The organism is Acidovorax sp. 210-6 (assembly GCF_010020825.1).
Taxonomy (GTDB): Bacteria; Pseudomonadota; Gammaproteobacteria; order Burkholderiales; family Burkholderiaceae_C; genus Simplicispira; species Simplicispira sedimenti.
The window spans coordinates 1,617,298-1,633,892 of the sequence record NZ_JAACJE010000001.1 but is presented as its reverse complement, the minus strand read 5'-3'; the positions used below and the strand labels follow the sequence as shown (position 1 = coordinate 1,633,892).

The following is a 16,595-nucleotide window of genomic DNA, read 5'->3' as shown; positions in this document are numbered from 1 at the left end:
TGCCCGTTTTGTCCCCCGGCCTCAACCTTTATCGGACAAACCATGACGCTCGCTCACACCTCCTTCACCATCCTGGGCGCTGGCCTGCTGGGCCGCCTGCTGGCCGTCACCCTGGCGCGCCAGGGCCATGCCGTCAGCCTGTACGACAAGGGCGGCCCGCTGGCCGAGCACTCTGCCGCGCGCGTGGCGGGCGGCATGATTGCGCCGCTGGCCGAATCGGCCGTGGCCGAACACGGCGTGGTGCGCATGGGGCGCCACTCGCTCACGCGCTGGCCCGAGCTGATTGCACCGCTGTCGCAGCCGGTGTTTTTTCAGCAGGAAGGCACGCTGCTGGTCTGGCACCGCCAGGACGCCCCGGAAGCCACGCGCATGCGCCAGCAGTTCGATGCCACGCGCGCCCTGGTGACCGAACTGCCCGCCGTGCAATCGCTGGATGCGCAAGGCATGGCCCAGATCGAGCCCGCACTGGCCGCGCGCTTTGCCCAGGGCATGTACCTGCCGGGCGAAGGCCAGCTCGACAACCGCCAACTGCTGGCCGCACAGGCCCACGAGCTGGAGCGCCTGGGCGTGCAACTGCACTGGAACACGCCGCGCGAACTGGCCGACTTTGGCCCGGACCATCCGGGCTGGCTGCTGGACTGCCGGGGCCTGGGCGCACGCGGCGAATGGCCGCAACTGCGCGGCGTGCGCGGCGAGGTGATTCGCGTGCACGCACCCGAAGTCACGCTGCAGCGCCCCACGCGCCTGCTGCACCCGCGCTACCCGGCCTACATCGCGCCCAAGGAAGGCAACGTGTTTGTCATTGGTGCGACCGAGATCGAGTCCGAAGACCTCTCGAGCGCCAGCGTGCGCTCCACGCTGGAGCTGCTGAGCGCCGCCTACGCCGTGCACCCTGGGTTTGCCGAGGCGCGCATCCTGGAGCTGTCGGTGCAGTGCCGCCCCGCCCTGGCCGACAACCTGCCCGCCGTGCGCCAGCTCGCGCCGCGCACGCTGCAGGTCAACGGCATGTACCGCCACGGCTGGATGATTGCCCCGGCCCTGCACGACGTGGTGCTGCAGGTGTTGGACGGTGGCGCCTCGCCCCTGGCGCAGCAGTTTGACCTCGCCATGGAACTGTTGAAGTGATCCACCCTCCTGAGTCGCCTTCGATGGCCTGGACCGCGCCAGTTTCATGCATCCCGGTTGGTGCAAGCTCCATGAAAAACTGACATCGCAGCAAACTCCCATGCAGGTACTCATCAACGCCCAGCCCGTCGAACTGCCCGAGGGCGCCACCGTGGCCGATGCGCTGGCCGCACTGCAGGCGCGGCCACCCTACGCCGTGGCCGTGAACACGCAATTCGTCCCCGCCACCGAACACCCGCGCCACCCGCTGCATGCGGGTGATCGGGTAGAAGTCATCTCCCCCGTCACCGGGGGCTAACACCATGCACAACACCTCCTCCACCGACGACGCCCTGGTCCTCTACGGCCAGCGCTTCTCCAGCCGCCTGCTGCTGGGCACGGCACGCTACCCCTCGCCTGCGGCACTCAAGGCCGCCGTGGAACGCGCCCGCCCGGCCATGGTCACCGCCTCGCTGCGCCGCCAGGGCAGCAACCCGGCCGAAAGCGGCCAGGGCTTCTGGGAGCTGCTGTCCAGCCTGAACGTGCCCGTGCTGCCCAACACCGCCAACTGCCACAGCGTGCAGGAAGCCATCACCACCGCGCACATGGCGCGCGAGGTGTTCAACACGCCGTGGATCAAGCTTGAAGTGATTGGCGACGACTACACGCTGCAACCCGACACGCTCAACCTCGTGGCCGCCGCCGAAACACTGGTGCGCGAAGGCTTCTACGTGCTGCCCTACACCACCTACGACCTGGTGCTTTGCAAGCGCCTGGTGGATGTGGGCTGCCAGGCGGTGATGCCCTGGGCCGCACCCATAGGCACGGGCCGCGGCCCCATGAACCCCTACGCCCTGCAGGTGCTGCGCGAGCGGCTGGACGTGCCGCTGCTGGTGGACGCCGGTCTGGGCCTGCCCTCGCACGCCTGCCAGGTCATGGAGTGGGGCTACGACGGCGTGCTGCTCAACACCGCCGTGGCGCTGGCGCAAGATCCCGTGGCCATGGCCGGCGCCTTTGCCGATGCCGTGCAGGCCGGGCGCGCCGCTCGCCTGGCAGGCGCCATCGAGCCGCAGCAGGCCGCACAGCCCAGCACCCCGCTGATGGGCACGCCGTTCTGGCACCAGGCATGAGCAGCGCCACATGAACAGCCCCGCCCCCATTCCGGCCATGGCACAAGCCATCGTGCAGGCACACGCCGAACGCTTTGCCCCCTGCACGGCCCAGCCCGTGCCCGTCAGCGCCGAGGCCCACCCCGCGTTCCAGGCCGCGTTGCAGGCCTGCAGCGCGCTGGGCTTCATCGCCGCCGACGCGCTGGTGCTGGCCCGCGCCTGGCAGGCGCAGACGCTGCGCACCGGCCAGTTCAATGCCCAACACTGGCCCGACGACGCGCGTGACTTTGGCCTGCAACCTGTGCCGCACCCGCAGGCCTTTACGTCCTGCCCACGCGCGCTGGGCCTGTACGCCGTGCTGCCCGACGCCGCCTGGGTCGGCCGCATGGCGCGTGCCGGCGTGCCCACGGTGCAACTGCGCTTCAAGTCGGACGACCCTACTGCCATTGCCCACGAAGTGCGCGCCGCCGTGCAGGCCGTGCAGGGCACGGGTGCGCTGCTGTTCATCAATGACCACTGGCGCGAGGCCATTGCCGCCGGGGCCTACGGCGTGCACCTGGGCCAGGAAGACCTGGACGCCCTGCCCGCGCCCGCGCTGCAGGAGCTGCGCGCCAGCGGCCTGCGCCTGGGCGTGAGCACGCATGGCTACGCCGAAATGCTGCGTGCCGACGCTGTGGGCCCCAGCTACCTGGCGCTGGGCGCGGTGTTTCCCACCACGCTCAAGCGCATGGCCACGGCGCCGCAGGGCGTGGCGCGGCTGGCCGCCTATGCGCGGCTGATGCAGGCGTCTTACCCACTGGTGGCCATTGGCGGCATTGCGCTGGAGCAATTTGGCCCGGTGCGGGCCACAGGCGTGGGCTCGATTGCCGTGGTGCGCGCCCTGGTGGCCGCCCCCGACCCGGAGGCCGCCGCAGCACAGTTGCTGCGCGCCATGGCCAGCGCCTGAAAAATTCAAGCCAAATCAGGCTCCAGCGCTTGATGGATAAGCGCTAGCAGCTATCAAATCAATAGCATACAGACCCTGAACGCTCAGGGTTTTTTGTGCAGATCGGGGTCGTGCCGCGCCTCGAAGCGGTCGTTGTGGGTACCAAAACCCACCACCTGCCCTTGGCCCGGCGCACCCGAGGGTGCCACCGGCGGCAGATCGCTCTGTGTGATGGGCGGCAGGTCGTTCTCGGGCATGGGCGCGGACTCCGAGAGCACAAAGTCGATCAGCATGTGCGGCTCGACATGGTTGTCGGGCGGCACTGCGGTCAGCGGGTCCTGCTGGGACGGGGGCTCGCGCAGCCAGCCCGAGTCGAAGTCCAGCAAGCTGTCGTCAAAATCGTTCTTGCGTACCACCGCCTGCGCTGCAGCCGCCGGGACTGCCGCAGCCATCTGGGGTGCGGCAAGCTCCACCGCATCCGGCGTGGTGCGCTGGCGCGGTGGCGGGGCACCGCGCGACGCGGGCGAGGTGGTGCGAGCGATGGCATAGAGCAGCAAGAGGTCGTCATAGGCCTCAAGGTCAAAGCGCTCGTGCGGTGCACTGCCACGGCGGAACAGCAGGCGATCGAGCAGCGGCAACACGGATTCGTCGCTCCACACGGCCTCGATCTGCGCCAGATCCTCGGTGTAGCTCCACAACGCCCGGCCCGCGCGATTGAACGCAGCGAACTCGGGTACGCGGGCATTGAAGTGCTGGTGGAACTGCGCCCGCAACTGGTTGAAGTCTTCCACGCGGCTGAGCGAACGGTACAGGCGCAACAAGTCCAGGTAGGCCGCAGGGGCCGTGGTTTCGTTGGCTGCGATGTATTGCCTCATCACGCCAATGGCCTGGTGGTGCTCGCCCACCGAGACAAAAAACTCTGCCTGCTGCTGCAGGTCGAACAGCTCTTCGGGGTTGATGCGCAGCTGGGGCTCGGGCGTGGCATCGACTGCTGTTGGAGCGTCGGATTCCGCGCCAGCCTGCGCCTGGCCCGCGTCGTCCTGCGCCCGGTATGCCACATCGGCTGGGGCTGCAACACCCGTCAGCTCTGCAAACAAGGACGGCGTGGGGTGAATCTCTTGCGACACCGGCACGGGTGCGGGTCCATGCGTCGCGGGCGCCACCGGGGCAGGCGCTGCGTGGGACAGCGGCGCCGGTGCAGACGGCACAGGCGCAACCTTGGCGGTACTGGCTTCGCGCGCAATGGGCGCCTCCCAATCGCTGCGGGCCTGCTGCGCCAACTGGCGCATGCGCCACAGCATCCAGGCGGCAGCGCCCAGAGCAGCCAGCACCAGAGCGGCCAGCGCATAGACCACACTGGCCGGGAAGCGCTCGCGCAAAGCCTGCTGCAGTTGCACGGCGGTTTCTCGCTCCTGCGCGGCCTGACTGCGCGCTTGGGCCAGCTCCTGGTCCTGCGCCGCGGTGCGCGCGCTCTGCTGGAGGACCTCCTCCGGCGTCATGTTCAGAGCCTTCCACTGCGCCAGGGCCTGGGCCCGCTGCTCGGGGGTGGTCGCCTCTTGGGGCTGCGACAAATCGGTACTCAGGCGCAGCGGCAGGGGCCGCGCTGCGTCATCGGCCAGCCAGTCCTCCAGCGGTTCCATCACCAGGCGCGATGGGGGCTCGGTCGCGGCGGGCAGCGCAGGCTTGGCCGCGCGCGGCGGGGTCTTGCGCGACGCCTTGGGGGCCACCACGCGGGCCTCTGCCTGAGCGGGGGCGCTGGGCGCAGCCGCGCGCCGAATGAGCTTGGGTGCGGTGGTTGAAGCCATCGCCCCAGGTTCGACCCCCGCCACAACCGCAGGCACGGAGGCCGCCACGGCAGGCGCGACAGGCTGCGCCAGCACCGTGGTACGGCTGGGTGCAACGTAATCGGGCGGGTCGGCCAGCAGGGTGAAGTTGCGCGTGATCTTGCCCGCGCATCCAGCCGTCAAGGTGATGGTGACCACGGGCTCATCAACGATGGCCGCCGTCTGGATGCGCACCAGCGGCGTGCGGCCCGGAACCTCCGGCAAGGGCAGCACCCGCACGCGGCTCAGGGGGCGGTCGCCGGTCAGAACCTCGGCAGCAATGCATGAGTCCGCGAGCGCCTTGCCGGGGTCGGGGGTGACCTCCACCGCCACATCCACCGGGCGCCCCAGTACCACGCCGCCACGGGCGGCACCCACGGTGAGCGCCGAAGCGGCACCAGCGGCAGCACCGAGCCACAGGGAAATCAGGACATAGCGGACAATCACGCTTACATTCTTTTGCAAAAGTAGCTGCCGATTCTTGCACAAAATCTATCGACACCGAGATAGTGATAACCGCATGACAAACCACTCATTTTCGACCGTTGGCGTGGTGGGCGCTGGCGCCATGGGCCGGGGTATTGCACAACTGGCCGCACAGGCGGGTTGCCGGGTTGTGCTGCTGGATGCGCAGCCCGGCGCCGCCGAAGCCGCGCGCAGCACCATTGTTGCATATTGGCAACAATCCCAGGCACGTGAGCGCATCAGCGCAGCACAGGCACACACATGGACCACACAACTGCAGGCTGTGGACGGCCTGTCAGCGCTGGCGGGCTGCGACCTGGTGGTCGAAGCCATAGTCGAACGTGCGGACGCCAAACAGGCCCTGTTTGCCGACCTGGAGACCCTGCTGCCTGCCCAGGCGGTACTGGCCACCAACACCTCATCGCTGTCGGTCACCGCGCTGGCCGCCCAGCTGCAGCACCCCGAGCGCTTTGCCGGGCTGCATTTCTTCAACCCCGCGCCGCTGATGAAGGTGGTGGAAATCGTGCCCGGCCTGCGCACCGACATGGCGGTGTGCGAGCGGCTCGATGCGCTGGTGCGTGCCATGGGCCACACGCCGGTGCGCGCGCAGGACACGCCGGGCTTCATCGTCAACCACGCGGGCCGGGGGTACACCACCGAGGCCCTGCGCATCGTCGAGGAAGGCGTGGCCGACTGTGCCACGGTGGACCGCATCCTGCGCGAACAGGCCGGCTTCAAGCTCGGGCCTTTCGAGCTGATGGACCTGACGGGGCTGGATGTCTCGCACCCAGTGATGGAGTCGATCTACCACCAGTTCTACGAAGAGCCCCGCTTTCGTCCCAGCGTGACGACAGCGCAGCGCCTGGCCGGTGGCCTGTGGGGGCGCAAGACGGGCGAGGGCTTTTACCGCTACACGGATGGCACAGCCCAGCAGCCCGCCGAGCCCCCCGCGCCGCAGGTGGACAGTGTGCCGCCCGTGTGGGTATCGCCCCGCGCAGCGCGGCGCGCCGAGATCTATCAGTTGCTCAAGAACCTGGGGGCAGACATCGAAACCGGTGCCGCACCGTCCGCTGGCGCCCTCATCCTGGTGGCACCGCTGGGCTTTGACGTGACCACCGTGGCCGTGGTCGAACGCCTGGACCCGGCGCGCACCATCGGCATCGACATGCTCATCGACGAGGCCTCCACCCAGCGCCGCGTGCTGGCCACCAACCCCACCACACGCAGCGACATCCGCGCCGCGGCCCACGCGCTGCTGGCACGCGACGGCAAGCCCGTGAGCGTGGTGCGCGACAGCGGCGGTTTTGTCACGCAGCGCGTGGTGGCCTGCATCGTCAACATCGCCGCCGACATCTGCCAGCGCCGCATCTGCACGCCGCGCGACCTGGAGGCCGCCGTCACCCTGGGCCTGGGCTACCCCCTGGGGCCACTGGCCATGGGCGACCGCTGGGGTCCCACCAATGTGCTGGAAGTTCTGTTCAACCTGCAAACGGTGTACGGTGACCCGCGCTACCGCCCCAGCCCCTGGCTGCGCCGCCGCGGTGCGCTGGGGCTGAGCCTGCAGCACGTGGAAGAATGAAGCACCAACCCCATTGAACCGACCGCCCCATGTCCGCAGAACTCCGCAGCACCGGCCACGGCCAGACCCTGGTCCTGACCCTCTCGAACCCCGGCCTGCGCAATGCGCTGGACCCCGCCATCTATGCCGCAGGCATTGAGGCACTGGGCAGCGCCGAACGCAATGCCGAGGTGCGCAGCGTGGTGCTCACGGGCGAAGGCGGCGTGTTCAGCGCCGGGGGCAACCTGCAACGGCTGCAAACACAGCGCGTACAAGACCTGCCCGCGCAGCAAGCCAGCATCACCGCCCTGCACGACTGGATCGAGGCCATCCGCACCTACCCCAAGCCAGTGATCGCGGCCGTTGAAGGCAGCGCCGCCGGGGCCGGGCTGGCGCTGGTGCTGGCCTGCGACCTCGTCGTGGCCGCACGCAGCGCACGCTTTGCCACGGCCTATGCGCGCGTGGGGCTGTCGCCCGACGGCGGCACAAGCTGGCACCTGGCGCGCGCCCTGCCCCGCGCATTGGCCGCCGAGCTGCTGATGTGCGGCGATCTGGTGGAGGCCGAGCGCCTGCATGCGCTGGGTCTGGTGAACCGCCTGGCCGACACGGGGCAAGCGCTGCAGGCAGCCCTCGATCTGGCCGACACGCTGCATGGCCGCGCACCCAACGCCCTGGCCAGCTGCAAGGAACTGCTGGACGAGGCCGCGCACCAGCCGCTGAGCGCCCAGCTCGACCTGGAACGCGCGCATTTCCTGCGCAACCTGACACACGCCAACGCGGGCGAAGGCATCGCCGCGTTTCTGGACAAGCGCACGCCACACTGGCGCTGATGCAGGCTGCGGCGCCTTGCCGCCATTGCTATATTTTTGATAGCTTACAGCGCATGTATCAAGGGCGCTGGAGCCCTATTTTTCTTGAAACATGGCCGTGGCATGCGCCCCGGCATGCACTTGCGCGCCCGCGCAGACACGCAGGTGACAACCCCCATGCGCCGCGCCGGTCCCGCACGCGACAATGAACGCGTTTCCAGTCACCCACAAGACAGACCATGGACGATCCGATTCTTACCATCGACGAACGCGCTGCAATCAATGCAGGCCGCTGGTTCTCAACCCTGTCCCCTTCACTTCGACACGACATCCTGCGATGCGCCTACGTCAAACGCTTCAAGGACGGCGACCTGATCGCCGCACGCGGCGATCCGCCCGAGGAGTGGATCGCCTGCGCCAAGGGTGCGGTGCGGGTGAGCTCGACCTCCATTTCAGGCAAGCAGATCACGCTGACCTATGTGGAGCCGGGCATCTGGTTTGGCGACGTGGCGATCTTCGACGGCGACCGGCGCACGCACGATGCCTATGCCCACGGCGACACCACCATCCTGGGTGTGGCCAAGGCCGATTTCAAAAAGATCCTGGCCCAGCACGTGGAGCTGTACGAAGCCCTGCTGCGCCTGCATGCGCGGCGCATTCGCCAGCTCTACGGCCTGGTGGAAGACCTCAACACCCTGCCCCTGCGGGCACGCCTGGCCAAGCAGTTGCTGCACCTGGTGCGCAGCTATGGCATTCCCAGCCTGGCGCATGGCGACGAGATGCGCATAGGCCTGCAACTGGCACAGGAAGAACTGGCCCAGTTGCTGGGCGCCTCGCGCCAGCGCGTCAACCAGGAGCTCAAGGCCATGGAGCGCGAGGACATCATCCGCATCGAGCCGGGCGGCCTGTTTGTGCGCGACCGTGACGCACTCATGCACATCATCGACACCGATCACTGACCCCATCCATGAGCAATTTCGACCATTTCATCGGCACCCGCGCTGTCTCTGAGCAGCACGCTTTCGACACCGCCGCACTCAGCGCCTGGCTGCAGCAAAACCTGGAGGGCTTCGAGGGCCCCCTGAGCGTCGAGATGTTCAAGGGCGGGCAGTCCAACCCCACCTACAAGCTCATCACCCCGCGCCAGAGCTATGTGATGCGCGCCAAACCCGGCCCGGTGGCCAAGCTGCTGCCCTCAGCCCACGCCATTGAGCGTGAGTTCGCCGTGATGAGCGGACTGCAGGGCACTGATGTCCCCGTGCCGCGCATGTACGCTCTGTGCGAGGACGAGTCCATCATCGGCCGCGCCTTCTACATCATGGAGTGCATGCAGGGCCGCGTGCTGTGGGACCAGTCCCTGCCCGGTATGCAGCCGGCCGAGCGCGCCGCCATCTACGACGAAACCAACCGCGTCATCTCGGCGCTGCACAGCGTCAAGTTTGCGCAGCAGGGCCTGGCCAACTACGGCAAGCCGGGCAACTATTTCGAGCGCCAGATCGGCCGCTGGAGCAAGCAGTACCAGGCCTCCATCACCCAGCCCATCCCCGAGATGGACCAGCTCATGGCCTGGCTGCCCACCCACATGCCCGCCAGTGCGCGCGACGAAAGCCGCGTGTCCATCGTGCATGGCGACTTCCGGCTGGACAACCTGATGTTCCACCCCACCGAGCCCCGCGTGGTTGCCGTGCTGGACTGGGAGCTGTCCACCCTGGGCCACCCACTGGCCGACTTCAGCTACCACTGCATGGCCTGGCACATTCCGCCCGGGCATTTCCGGGGCATTGGCGGGCTGGACCTGGCGGCACTGGGCATCCCGTCAGAGCAGGAATACATCCGCAAGTACTGTGAACGCACCGGCCTGGCCACCCCCGAAGAGCTGGCCAGCGACTGGAACTTCTATCTGGCCTACAACCTGTTCCGCCTGGCAGCCATCCTGCAAGGCATTGCCAAGCGCGTAGAGGCAGGCACCGCCTCCAGCGCCCAGGCCAAGGCTTCCGGCGACGGCGCACGACCCCTGGCCCAGATGGCCTGGGCCTTTGCCCAGCGCGCGTAAGCAGCATGCTCACCCCCTTTTTCTAGGAGAACCCATGGACTTTGACTATTCCCCCAAAACCAAAGAAATGCGCGAGCGCCTGCTCAAGTTCATGGACGAGCACATCTACCCTGCCGAAAGCCAGTACGCCGCCGAACTGGCTGCCAACACGGCGGCCGGCAAGCGCTGGACACCGCTGCAGACCATCGAGAACCTCAAGCCCAAGGCGCAGGCCGCCGGGCTGTGGAACCTGTTCCTGCCGGTGGACACGGCCGAAGCGTCGGGCTACCACGGTGCCGGACTGACCAACGCCGAATATGCCCCCCTGGCCGAAATCATGGGCCGCGTGCTGTGGTCCAGCGAAGTATTCAACTGCTCGGCGCCTGACACCGGCAATATGGAGACCATTGCCCGCTACGGCTCCGAGCCCATCAAGGCAGCCTGGCTCAAGCCCTTGCTCGAAGGCAAGTTCCGTTCCGCGTTTGCCATGACGGAACCCGACGTGGCGTCGAGTGATGCCACCAACATCGAAACGCGCATCGAGCGCCAGGGCGACGAGTACGTCATCAATGGCCGCAAGTGGTGGACATCGGGCGCGATGGACCCGCGTTGCAAGGTGCTGATCACCATGGGCAAGACCGATCCGGAAGCGCCCAAGCACTCGCAGCAAAGCATGATCGTGGTGCCCGCCGACACCCCCGGCGTCAAGATCGTGCGGCCGCTCAACGTCTTCGGCTACGACGATGCACCGCACGGCCACGCCGAGGTGCTGTTCGAGAACGTGCGCGTACCCGCCTCCAACATCCTGCTGGGCGAAGGGCGCGGCTTCGAGATCGCCCAGGGTCGCCTGGGCCCTGGCCGTATCCACCACTGCATGCGCCTGATCGGCCTGGCCGAGCGCTCGCTGGAACTGATGTGCAAGCGCGCCATCTCGCGCGTCGCCTTCGGCAAGCCGCTGGCCCAGCAGACCGTGACGCAAGAGCGCATTGCCGAGGCGCGCTGCAAGATCGACATGGCGCGCCTGCTCACGCTCAAGGCCGCCTGGATGATGGACGTGGCTGGCAACAAGGTCGCCAAGACCGAAATCGCCATGATCAAGGTGGTGGCGCCCAGCATGGCCTGCCAGGTGATCGACTGGGCCATCCAGGCCCACGGCGGCGGCGGCATGTGCGACGACTTCCCGCTCGCTTTCAACTACGCCCAGGCGCGCACACTGCGCTTTGCCGACGGCCCGGATGAAGTGCACCGCAACGCCATCGCCAAGTGGGAACTGGGCAAGTACATGGCCCCCAAGCCCAAGGCGGCGCACTGAAGTGAAATAACAACCCCCTGAGCCGCTTCGCGGCTTCCCCCTTCTCTCGAATTGCTGCGCAATTCGGGAAGGGGGACGCAGCCAGCGCGGCGGGGCGGCCCTTGCGCGGCTGCCCGCGCTTGGGCCGCCCCGGTTTCATGGGTTGCGGGTGGTGCGGCGCACCATGAAAAACTGATACGGGTGTGCATTCAATCGGATCACTAGGCGGGAAACCGAAGACAGTGCTGTAGCACGGCGAGGCAAACCAACTATCGTTTACGGTTGAAGGCAAATCCGTATGAGACCGTGTTCACGATCTCAAGGGTGTGTGGGTGTCATGTCACCGGCAGGGTGGATGGCCCATGGTCATCCGCTGTGGGCGGCAGGTGGTGCGTGGCGACCACGGAGGCCGTCAGGAACAGGGCCATGGCGTATTCCAGGTCAGGCAGATAGCGTGCCGTGCTCTGCATGCGCAGCGCCATGCTGGCATCGCTGACCATCAGCACCAGCGGCACCTGACCAGGCGGCAACTGCTGCTGATCCCGCATCAACTGCGACACCAGCGCTGCATTCACCCAGTGGCGCGCAGTGTCCAGGTCTTCGCCCACCACGGCAAAGGCGCGCAGAAAGGACGCTGGCATCTGCGGCCAGCGCAGCTCCTCATAGATGGACAGCCAGCGCATCTCTTGCGGCAGGCTTTGGTTCACGGTGGTTTGCAGGCTGTCGGTAATGGCGCCATACACCCTTCCCTCCAACTCCTCCTTGAGCGCACGGTTGATCACCATCACATGCGCGTCGGGGCTGAGTGCGAGTTCGGCACGCACGCGCAGTTCGGTGCCTTGGATGTAGTCGCGTGTGGGGGCGCCACTTTCGAGCCGCCAAGGGTGCTCGACCACCTGCCCTTGCAGCACGAAGCGATCGGGCTCACCTTCAAAGGCAAAGTCCCAGCGCTGGGCACCTGCCCACAGGGCCAACTGCCCTGGCGTGGCAACGCCCTGGCTGCTGGCCTTGGGATGGTTGTTCAGGCCGAAGGCCTTGCGCAGTTGTTCGAACATGGCGGTCCTCTCGCTGCGAAATCCAGTCAAGCCCAGGCCACAGGCACTCGGCGGCGGACAGCGCAGATCTTCCTGAAGGGAGCGTCAGCGCTGTAAGCGCATGTTACTGCCAGAAACCAGAAAACTGAGCACTGGCGCACCCGCACCAAAGGGCATGCCCAGCGCGATCCTTCCCGCGCCATGCAGCAAGCAGGAATCGCGGCGCAGCGGGACCGCAGTTTCACCCGCTTCAAAAAGGACCCAGGTGCCGAAGCTGCTCTGATCCGTCAGGGTGAACGAGCCTTGGTGCCAGTCGATGCGCGCATGCACCCGCGAGACGCGGGGGTCGGGCACGCACAACTGCATGCCATTGGCGCGACCGATTTGCACGGGCACCTCGTCCGACGAGAACTCCAGGGTCGTGCCATTCCAGCTAATGCGAATGCTGCCCAGCTGCGAATCGTTCAAGGGCGCCGCTGCACTCAGGCCCGCCTGCATGGTCAACATGTCGGTGGCATCCACATCGCGCCATTCCGCCAGAAAGACCATCTGCGACTCCGTCTTGCCACGGATGTCGAATTCGCCCAGTTTGCGAAAGCGGATGCCTGGCACCACACCGGCATCCACCGCCGTCACATCGTTGACCCAAACCTCGCTGGGTCCAGCTTTTTCGGACAGGCGCGAGGCCACATTCACCGCGTCGCCATAGGTGTCGCCATCGACCTGCAGCACCTCTCCACTGGCCACACCCAAGCGAATTTCCATGCGCACGGACTCAGGCCAGCGCTGCAGGTGCGACTGGTGGCTGCGCAACATCTCACCCGCCATGAAGACGGCTTGGTTGGCGCTTTCAAAAACCCCCAGCACCCCATCACCAAGCTTCTTGACCACCCGGCCTTCGTGGGCCTGGATGATTTCCCCAATCCATTGCGTGAGGCGCGAAACCACCGCTGCAGCACGCTCGTTGCCCAAGGTTTCGTAGAGGCTGGTGCTGCCCGTGAGATCGGCAAAGACCACCGTCGAAATGGTGCTCATGGAGTCTTTGCAGCGGCAGCGATGGACATGGAGCCCAGTTTAGTTCAATTGCCTCCAACCCGGTAAGCACCCTGGCGACGCATCATTCCTGTGCCTAGTTTTGTTGCAGCCAACGCACGGCACCCCGTCCTGCCTGCACGCCTGTGGCCATGCAGGCCGTCAACAAATAGCCGCCGGTGGGCGCCTCCCAGTCCAGCATTTCCCCGGCGCAAAACACCCCGGGCATGGCATGCAGCATGAGCTGCTCATCCAGCGCAGCAAAGTCCACCCCACCCGCCGTGCTGATGGCCTCATCCAGGGGACGTGGGGCCACCACAGTCAGCGGCAAGGCCTTGATGGACTGCGCCAGTATGAGAGCATCGTGCATTTGCTCCTTGTTCAGCAGCTCGTACAGCAAAGCGAGTTTGATGCCCTCCAGCCCCAGGCGGCTCTTGAGGTGGCTGGACAATGAACGCGAGCCCCGCGGGTGGGCCACCGCTGCGGCCACGCGCTCTGCCGTCCAGTCGGGCAGCAGGTCCAGCATGAACGTGGCACGGCCTGTGGCCTCGATGTCATCGCGCAGCAGCTCAGACACGGCATAGATCAGGCTACCCTCAACGCCAGTGCCGGTGGCCACAAACTCCCCTTTGCGCGCAAACCGGCGGCCCTGGCGATCCACAAAATGCAGCGCCACCGACTTGAACGGCTGGCCTGCATGGGCCTGCACGAAGTGGGGCGACCAGCCCGATGCCTGCGCAGGCGCCGCCGGGCTCTGCACATCGAAACCACAATTGGCCGGGCGCAGCGGCTGCACCTGAATCTTCCGCTGCTGCAACGGTGCCGACCATGCACCGTCCGACCCCAGACGCGACCAGCTCGCCCCCCCCAGGGCCAGCACCACGGCGTGCGAGCTGAGCGCCACGTCGCCCTGGGGTGAAGCAAAGCACCAGCGGCCCTGCCCATCCCAGCCCTGCCAGCGGTGGCGCATGTGAAAGCGCACTCCCAACCCACGCAGCTGGTGCAGCCACGCGCGCAGCAGGGGCGCGGCCTTCATGTCCACCGGAAACACGCGGCCCGAGGTGCCGACAAAGGTCTCAACGCCCAAGCCCTGCGCCCAGGCCCGCACCTGATCCGGCCCAAAGGCATGCAGCAAGGGAGCCAGCTGCGCCTGGCGTTCGCCGTAGCGCTGCATGAAACGATCCAGGGGCTCGGAATGGGTCAGGTTCATGCCCCCCTTGCCCGCAAGCAGGAACTTGCGCCCCACCGAGGGCATGGCATCAAACAGGTGCACGCTCCATCCTGCCAGGGCCAGCTCCTGCGCGGCCATCAGGCCTGCAGGGCCTGCGCCCACCACGGCCACATCGGTTGTCATTTCATGCATTGCGCGTCTCTTTTCTGGTCGCCGGGAGGGCTGCTATTGTCGCGCGCACCCGCACCCCCATCGCAGATCGTTTTGCGCTATGGCAGTCATAGCGGTAAACCAGCCACTGTCCCCTTGGGGACATAGGGGTTTCTGTCACAATGGAAGCATTCAAAGCACCCCGATCCGCACACATTTTTCGAGAAGGAATACGCATGGCAAGCGATCTCATCAAGCACGTCTCCGACGCCAGTTTCGAAGGCGATGTCCTGAAATCGTCCACCCCGGTTCTGGTGGACTACTGGGCCGAATGGTGCGGCCCCTGCAAGATGATCGCCCCCATTCTTGATGAAGTGGCTGGCAGCTACCAGGGCAAGCTCACCATTGCCAAGATGAATGTCGATGAAAACCGCGAAGTGCCTGCACGCTTTGGCATCCGTGGCATCCCGACGCTCATGCTGTTCAAGGACGGCCAGCTTGCCGCCACCAAGGTCGGCGCCATGAGCAAGGCCCAGCTCACCGCCTTCATCGACCAGCAACTGGCCTGATCTCCCGGGTCCCTTGCGCGCATTGAGCGCGTGCGCGCAAGGGACTCCTCACCCCGCTTTCACCTGCTTTCGGCAGCCATCCAGGATGCGGGCACTTTTCCTGTCATAATCGCTGCTGTTCACCAGCACGCAGGCACACGCTGCTGGTTCGAGACCCAAAGGCATGCCAGCCTGCCCACCGCAGGCGCACCGGCAAGTCCCACCCCCCCAGAGACTTTCTTCACTCCTTCCCCGGAGTCCATTCATGCATCTCAACGAACTCAAGGCACTGCATGTGTCTGAAGTCCTCAAGCAGGCCGAGGAACTCGACATCGAAAACACCGGTCGCATGCGCAAGCAGGAACTGATGTTTGCGATCATCAAGAAGCGCGCCAAGGCGGGCGAGCAGGTGTTTGCCGACGGTGTGCTGGAGATCCTGCCGGACGGCTTCGGTTTCCTGCGCAGCCCCGACACGAGCTACACGGCCAGCACGGACGACATCTACATCAGTCCCAGCCAGGTGCGTCGCTTCAATCTGCACACCGGCGACATGATCGAGGGCGAGGTGCGCACACCCAAGGACGGCGAGCGCTACTTTGCCCTGACCAAGCTCGACAAGGTCAACGGTGGCCCGCCCGAGCAGAACAAGCACAAGGTGATGTTCGAAAACCTCACGCCGCTGTTCCCCAAGGAACACATGCGGCTGGAGCGCGACATCAAGAGCGAAGAGAACATCACCGGCCGCATCATCGACATCATTGCCCCCATCGGGCGCGGCCAGCGTGCGCTGATCGTCGCTCCGCCGAAGAGCGGCAAGACGGTGATGATGCAACACATCGCCCACGCGATCACGGCCAACAACCCCGACGTGCACCTGATGGTGCTGCTGGTGGACGAGCGCCCCGAGGAAGTGACCGAGATGCAACGCTCGGTCAAGGGCGAAATCATTGCATCGACCTTCGACGAGCCCGCCGCACGCCACGTACATGTGGCAGAGATGGTGATCGAGCGCGCCAAGCGCCTGGTGGAGCTGAAGAAGGACGTGGTCATCCTGCTCGACTCCATCACGCGCCTGGCACGGGCCTACAACAACGTGGTGCCCTCCAGCGGCAAGGTGCTCTCGGGCGGCGTGGACTCCAACGCGCTGCAGCGCCCCAAGCGCTTCTTCGGCGCGGCGCGCAAAGTCGAGGAAGGCGGCTCGCTGACCATCATTGCCACGGCACTGGTCGATACCGGCAGCCGCATGGACGAAGTGATCTTTGAAGAGTTCAAGGGTACCGGCAACTGCGAAATCCACCTGAACCGCCGCCTCTACGAAAAGCGCGTGTTCCCGGCCATCGAGCTCAACAAGAGCGGCACGCGCCGCGAAGAGCTGCTGCTGCCCCCGGAAATTCTGCAGAAGACCCGCATCCTTCGCCAGTTCATGTACAACATGGACGAGATCGAGTCCATGGAGCTCATGATCAAGAAGATGCGGGAAACCAAGACCAACGTGGAATTCTTCGAGGCCATGCGCCGCGGCGGCTGATGCTGCTGCTGCGCGT

Annotated in this window: 15 protein-coding genes; 11 read left to right on the top strand and 4 right to left on the bottom strand. The window is 66.2% G+C overall.

The window, feature by feature from the left end; all coding sequences use genetic code 11:
- Nucleotides 1–42 precede the first annotated feature (42 nt).
- The 4 genes from GWK50_RS07540 (at nt 43) to GWK50_RS07525 (ending at nt 3,159) form a co-directional block, all read left to right on the top strand.
- Nucleotides 43–1,125 carry an FAD-dependent oxidoreductase gene (locus GWK50_RS07540; RefSeq protein ID WP_162015920.1) on the top strand — a complete coding sequence of 361 codons (1,083 nt, stop codon included), beginning with the start codon at nt 43–45 and terminating at the stop codon, nt 1,123–1,125.
- 100 nt (nt 1,126–1,225) lie between these two features.
- A complete protein-coding gene (gene thiS / locus GWK50_RS07535) occupies nt 1,226–1,423 on the top strand; it encodes a sulfur carrier protein ThiS (protein WP_162015918.1) in 198 nt (65 codons plus the stop codon).
- 4 nt (nt 1,424–1,427) lie between these two features.
- Nucleotides 1,428–2,234, top strand: coding sequence for a thiazole synthase (locus tag GWK50_RS07530; protein WP_162015916.1), 807 nt, complete (start codon nt 1,428–1,430; stop codon nt 2,232–2,234).
- A gap of 10 nt (nt 2,235–2,244) precedes the next feature.
- Nucleotides 2,245–3,159 carry a thiamine phosphate synthase gene (locus tag GWK50_RS07525; protein ID WP_162015914.1) on the top strand — a complete coding sequence of 305 codons (915 nt, stop codon included), beginning with the start codon at nt 2,245–2,247 and terminating at the stop codon, nt 3,157–3,159.
- An 83-nt stretch (nt 3,160–3,242) separates the two neighbouring features.
- On the opposite strand, the gene GWK50_RS07520 is transcribed toward GWK50_RS07525, so the two are convergent.
- A complete protein-coding gene (locus GWK50_RS07520; RefSeq protein ID WP_162015913.1) occupies nt 3,243–5,408 on the bottom strand; it encodes a hypothetical protein in 2,166 nt (721 codons plus the stop codon).
- A 73-nt stretch (nt 5,409–5,481) separates the two neighbouring features.
- On the opposite strand from GWK50_RS07520, the gene GWK50_RS07515 reads away from it, so the two are divergent.
- From GWK50_RS07515 to GWK50_RS07495, 5 genes are all read left to right on the top strand, one after another.
- The gene (locus GWK50_RS07515; RefSeq protein WP_162015911.1) at nt 5,482–7,005 is read left to right on the top strand and encodes a 3-hydroxyacyl-CoA dehydrogenase; all 1,524 of its coding nucleotides are present in this window, start codon (nt 5,482–5,484) and stop codon (nt 7,003–7,005) included.
- A gap of 29 nt (nt 7,006–7,034) precedes the next feature.
- Nucleotides 7,035–7,814 carry an enoyl-CoA hydratase gene (locus GWK50_RS07510; RefSeq protein WP_162015909.1) on the top strand — a complete coding sequence of 260 codons (780 nt, stop codon included), beginning with the start codon at nt 7,035–7,037 and terminating at the stop codon, nt 7,812–7,814.
- A gap of 218 nt (nt 7,815–8,032) precedes the next feature.
- Nucleotides 8,033–8,752 carry a Crp/Fnr family transcriptional regulator gene (locus GWK50_RS07505; protein WP_162015907.1) on the top strand — a complete coding sequence of 240 codons (720 nt, stop codon included), beginning with the start codon at nt 8,033–8,035 and terminating at the stop codon, nt 8,750–8,752.
- An 8-nt stretch (nt 8,753–8,760) separates the two neighbouring features.
- A complete protein-coding gene (locus GWK50_RS07500) occupies nt 8,761–9,846 on the top strand; it encodes a phosphotransferase (RefSeq protein WP_162015905.1) in 1,086 nt (361 codons plus the stop codon).
- Between the two features lie 34 nt (nt 9,847–9,880).
- The gene (locus GWK50_RS07495; RefSeq protein WP_162015903.1) at nt 9,881–11,137 is read left to right on the top strand and encodes an acyl-CoA dehydrogenase family protein; all 1,257 of its coding nucleotides are present in this window, start codon (nt 9,881–9,883) and stop codon (nt 11,135–11,137) included.
- Nucleotides 11,138–11,451: 314 nt separating this feature from the next.
- On the opposite strand, the gene GWK50_RS07490 is transcribed toward GWK50_RS07495, so the two are convergent.
- From GWK50_RS07490 to GWK50_RS07480, 3 genes are all read right to left on the bottom strand, one after another.
- The gene (locus tag GWK50_RS07490; RefSeq protein WP_162015901.1) at nt 11,452–12,171 is read right to left on the bottom strand and encodes a hypothetical protein; all 720 of its coding nucleotides are present in this window, start codon (nt 12,169–12,171) and stop codon (nt 11,452–11,454) included.
- Between the two features lie 84 nt (nt 12,172–12,255).
- Nucleotides 12,256–13,185 (bottom strand): adenylate/guanylate cyclase domain-containing protein, encoded by a 930-nt coding sequence (locus GWK50_RS07485; protein WP_197904986.1) that lies wholly within the window; start codon nt 13,183–13,185, stop codon nt 12,256–12,258.
- Between the two features lie 94 nt (nt 13,186–13,279).
- On the bottom strand, nt 13,280–14,545 hold the full coding sequence (locus GWK50_RS07480) for a TIGR03862 family flavoprotein (RefSeq protein WP_162015899.1): 1,266 nt from the start codon (nt 14,543–14,545) through the stop codon (nt 13,280–13,282).
- Nucleotides 14,546–14,739: 194 nt separating this feature from the next.
- Here GWK50_RS07480 and trxA point away from each other — a divergent pair, with 194 nt between their 5' ends.
- Both trxA and rho read left to right on the top strand, forming a co-directional pair.
- Nucleotides 14,740–15,072, top strand: coding sequence for a thioredoxin TrxA (gene trxA / locus GWK50_RS07475; protein WP_162015897.1), 333 nt, complete (start codon nt 14,740–14,742; stop codon nt 15,070–15,072).
- Between the two features lie 244 nt (nt 15,073–15,316).
- Nucleotides 15,317–16,579 (top strand): transcription termination factor Rho, encoded by a 1,263-nt coding sequence (gene rho, locus GWK50_RS07470; protein ID WP_162015896.1) that lies wholly within the window; start codon nt 15,317–15,319, stop codon nt 16,577–16,579.
- Nucleotides 16,580–16,595: the final 16 nt, after the last annotated feature.

Excerpts from the sequence above, each read along its gene's own strand:
- trxA (WP_162015897.1), top strand. The coding sequence starts at position 14,740 with ATGGCAAGCGATCTCATCAAGCACGTCTCCGACGCCAGTTTCGAAGGC.
- GWK50_RS07490 (WP_162015901.1), bottom strand. The coding sequence starts at position 12,171 with ATGTTCGAACAACTGCGCAAGGCCTTCGGCCTGAACAACCATCCCAAG.
- GWK50_RS07515 (WP_162015911.1), top strand. The coding sequence starts at position 5,482 with ATGACAAACCACTCATTTTCGACCGTTGGCGTGGTGGGCGCTGGCGCC.
- GWK50_RS07495 (WP_162015903.1), top strand. The coding sequence starts at position 9,881 with ATGGACTTTGACTATTCCCCCAAAACCAAAGAAATGCGCGAGCGCCTG.
- GWK50_RS07480 (WP_162015899.1), bottom strand. The coding sequence starts at position 14,545 with ATGCATGAAATGACAACCGATGTGGCCGTGGTGGGCGCAGGCCCTGCA.
- GWK50_RS07505 (WP_162015907.1), top strand. The coding sequence starts at position 8,033 with ATGGACGATCCGATTCTTACCATCGACGAACGCGCTGCAATCAATGCA.
- GWK50_RS07530 (WP_162015916.1), top strand. The coding sequence starts at position 1,428 with ATGCACAACACCTCCTCCACCGACGACGCCCTGGTCCTCTACGGCCAG.
- GWK50_RS07525 (WP_162015914.1), top strand. The coding sequence starts at position 2,245 with ATGAACAGCCCCGCCCCCATTCCGGCCATGGCACAAGCCATCGTGCAG.
- thiS (WP_162015918.1), top strand. The coding sequence starts at position 1,226 with ATGCAGGTACTCATCAACGCCCAGCCCGTCGAACTGCCCGAGGGCGCC.
- GWK50_RS07510 (WP_162015909.1), top strand. The coding sequence starts at position 7,035 with ATGTCCGCAGAACTCCGCAGCACCGGCCACGGCCAGACCCTGGTCCTG.
- rho (WP_162015896.1), top strand. The coding sequence starts at position 15,317 with ATGCATCTCAACGAACTCAAGGCACTGCATGTGTCTGAAGTCCTCAAG.
- GWK50_RS07540 (WP_162015920.1), top strand. The coding sequence starts at position 43 with ATGACGCTCGCTCACACCTCCTTCACCATCCTGGGCGCTGGCCTGCTG.
- GWK50_RS07485 (WP_197904986.1), bottom strand. The coding sequence starts at position 13,185 with ATGAGCACCATTTCGACGGTGGTCTTTGCCGATCTCACGGGCAGCACC.
- GWK50_RS07500 (WP_162015905.1), top strand. The coding sequence starts at position 8,761 with ATGAGCAATTTCGACCATTTCATCGGCACCCGCGCTGTCTCTGAGCAG.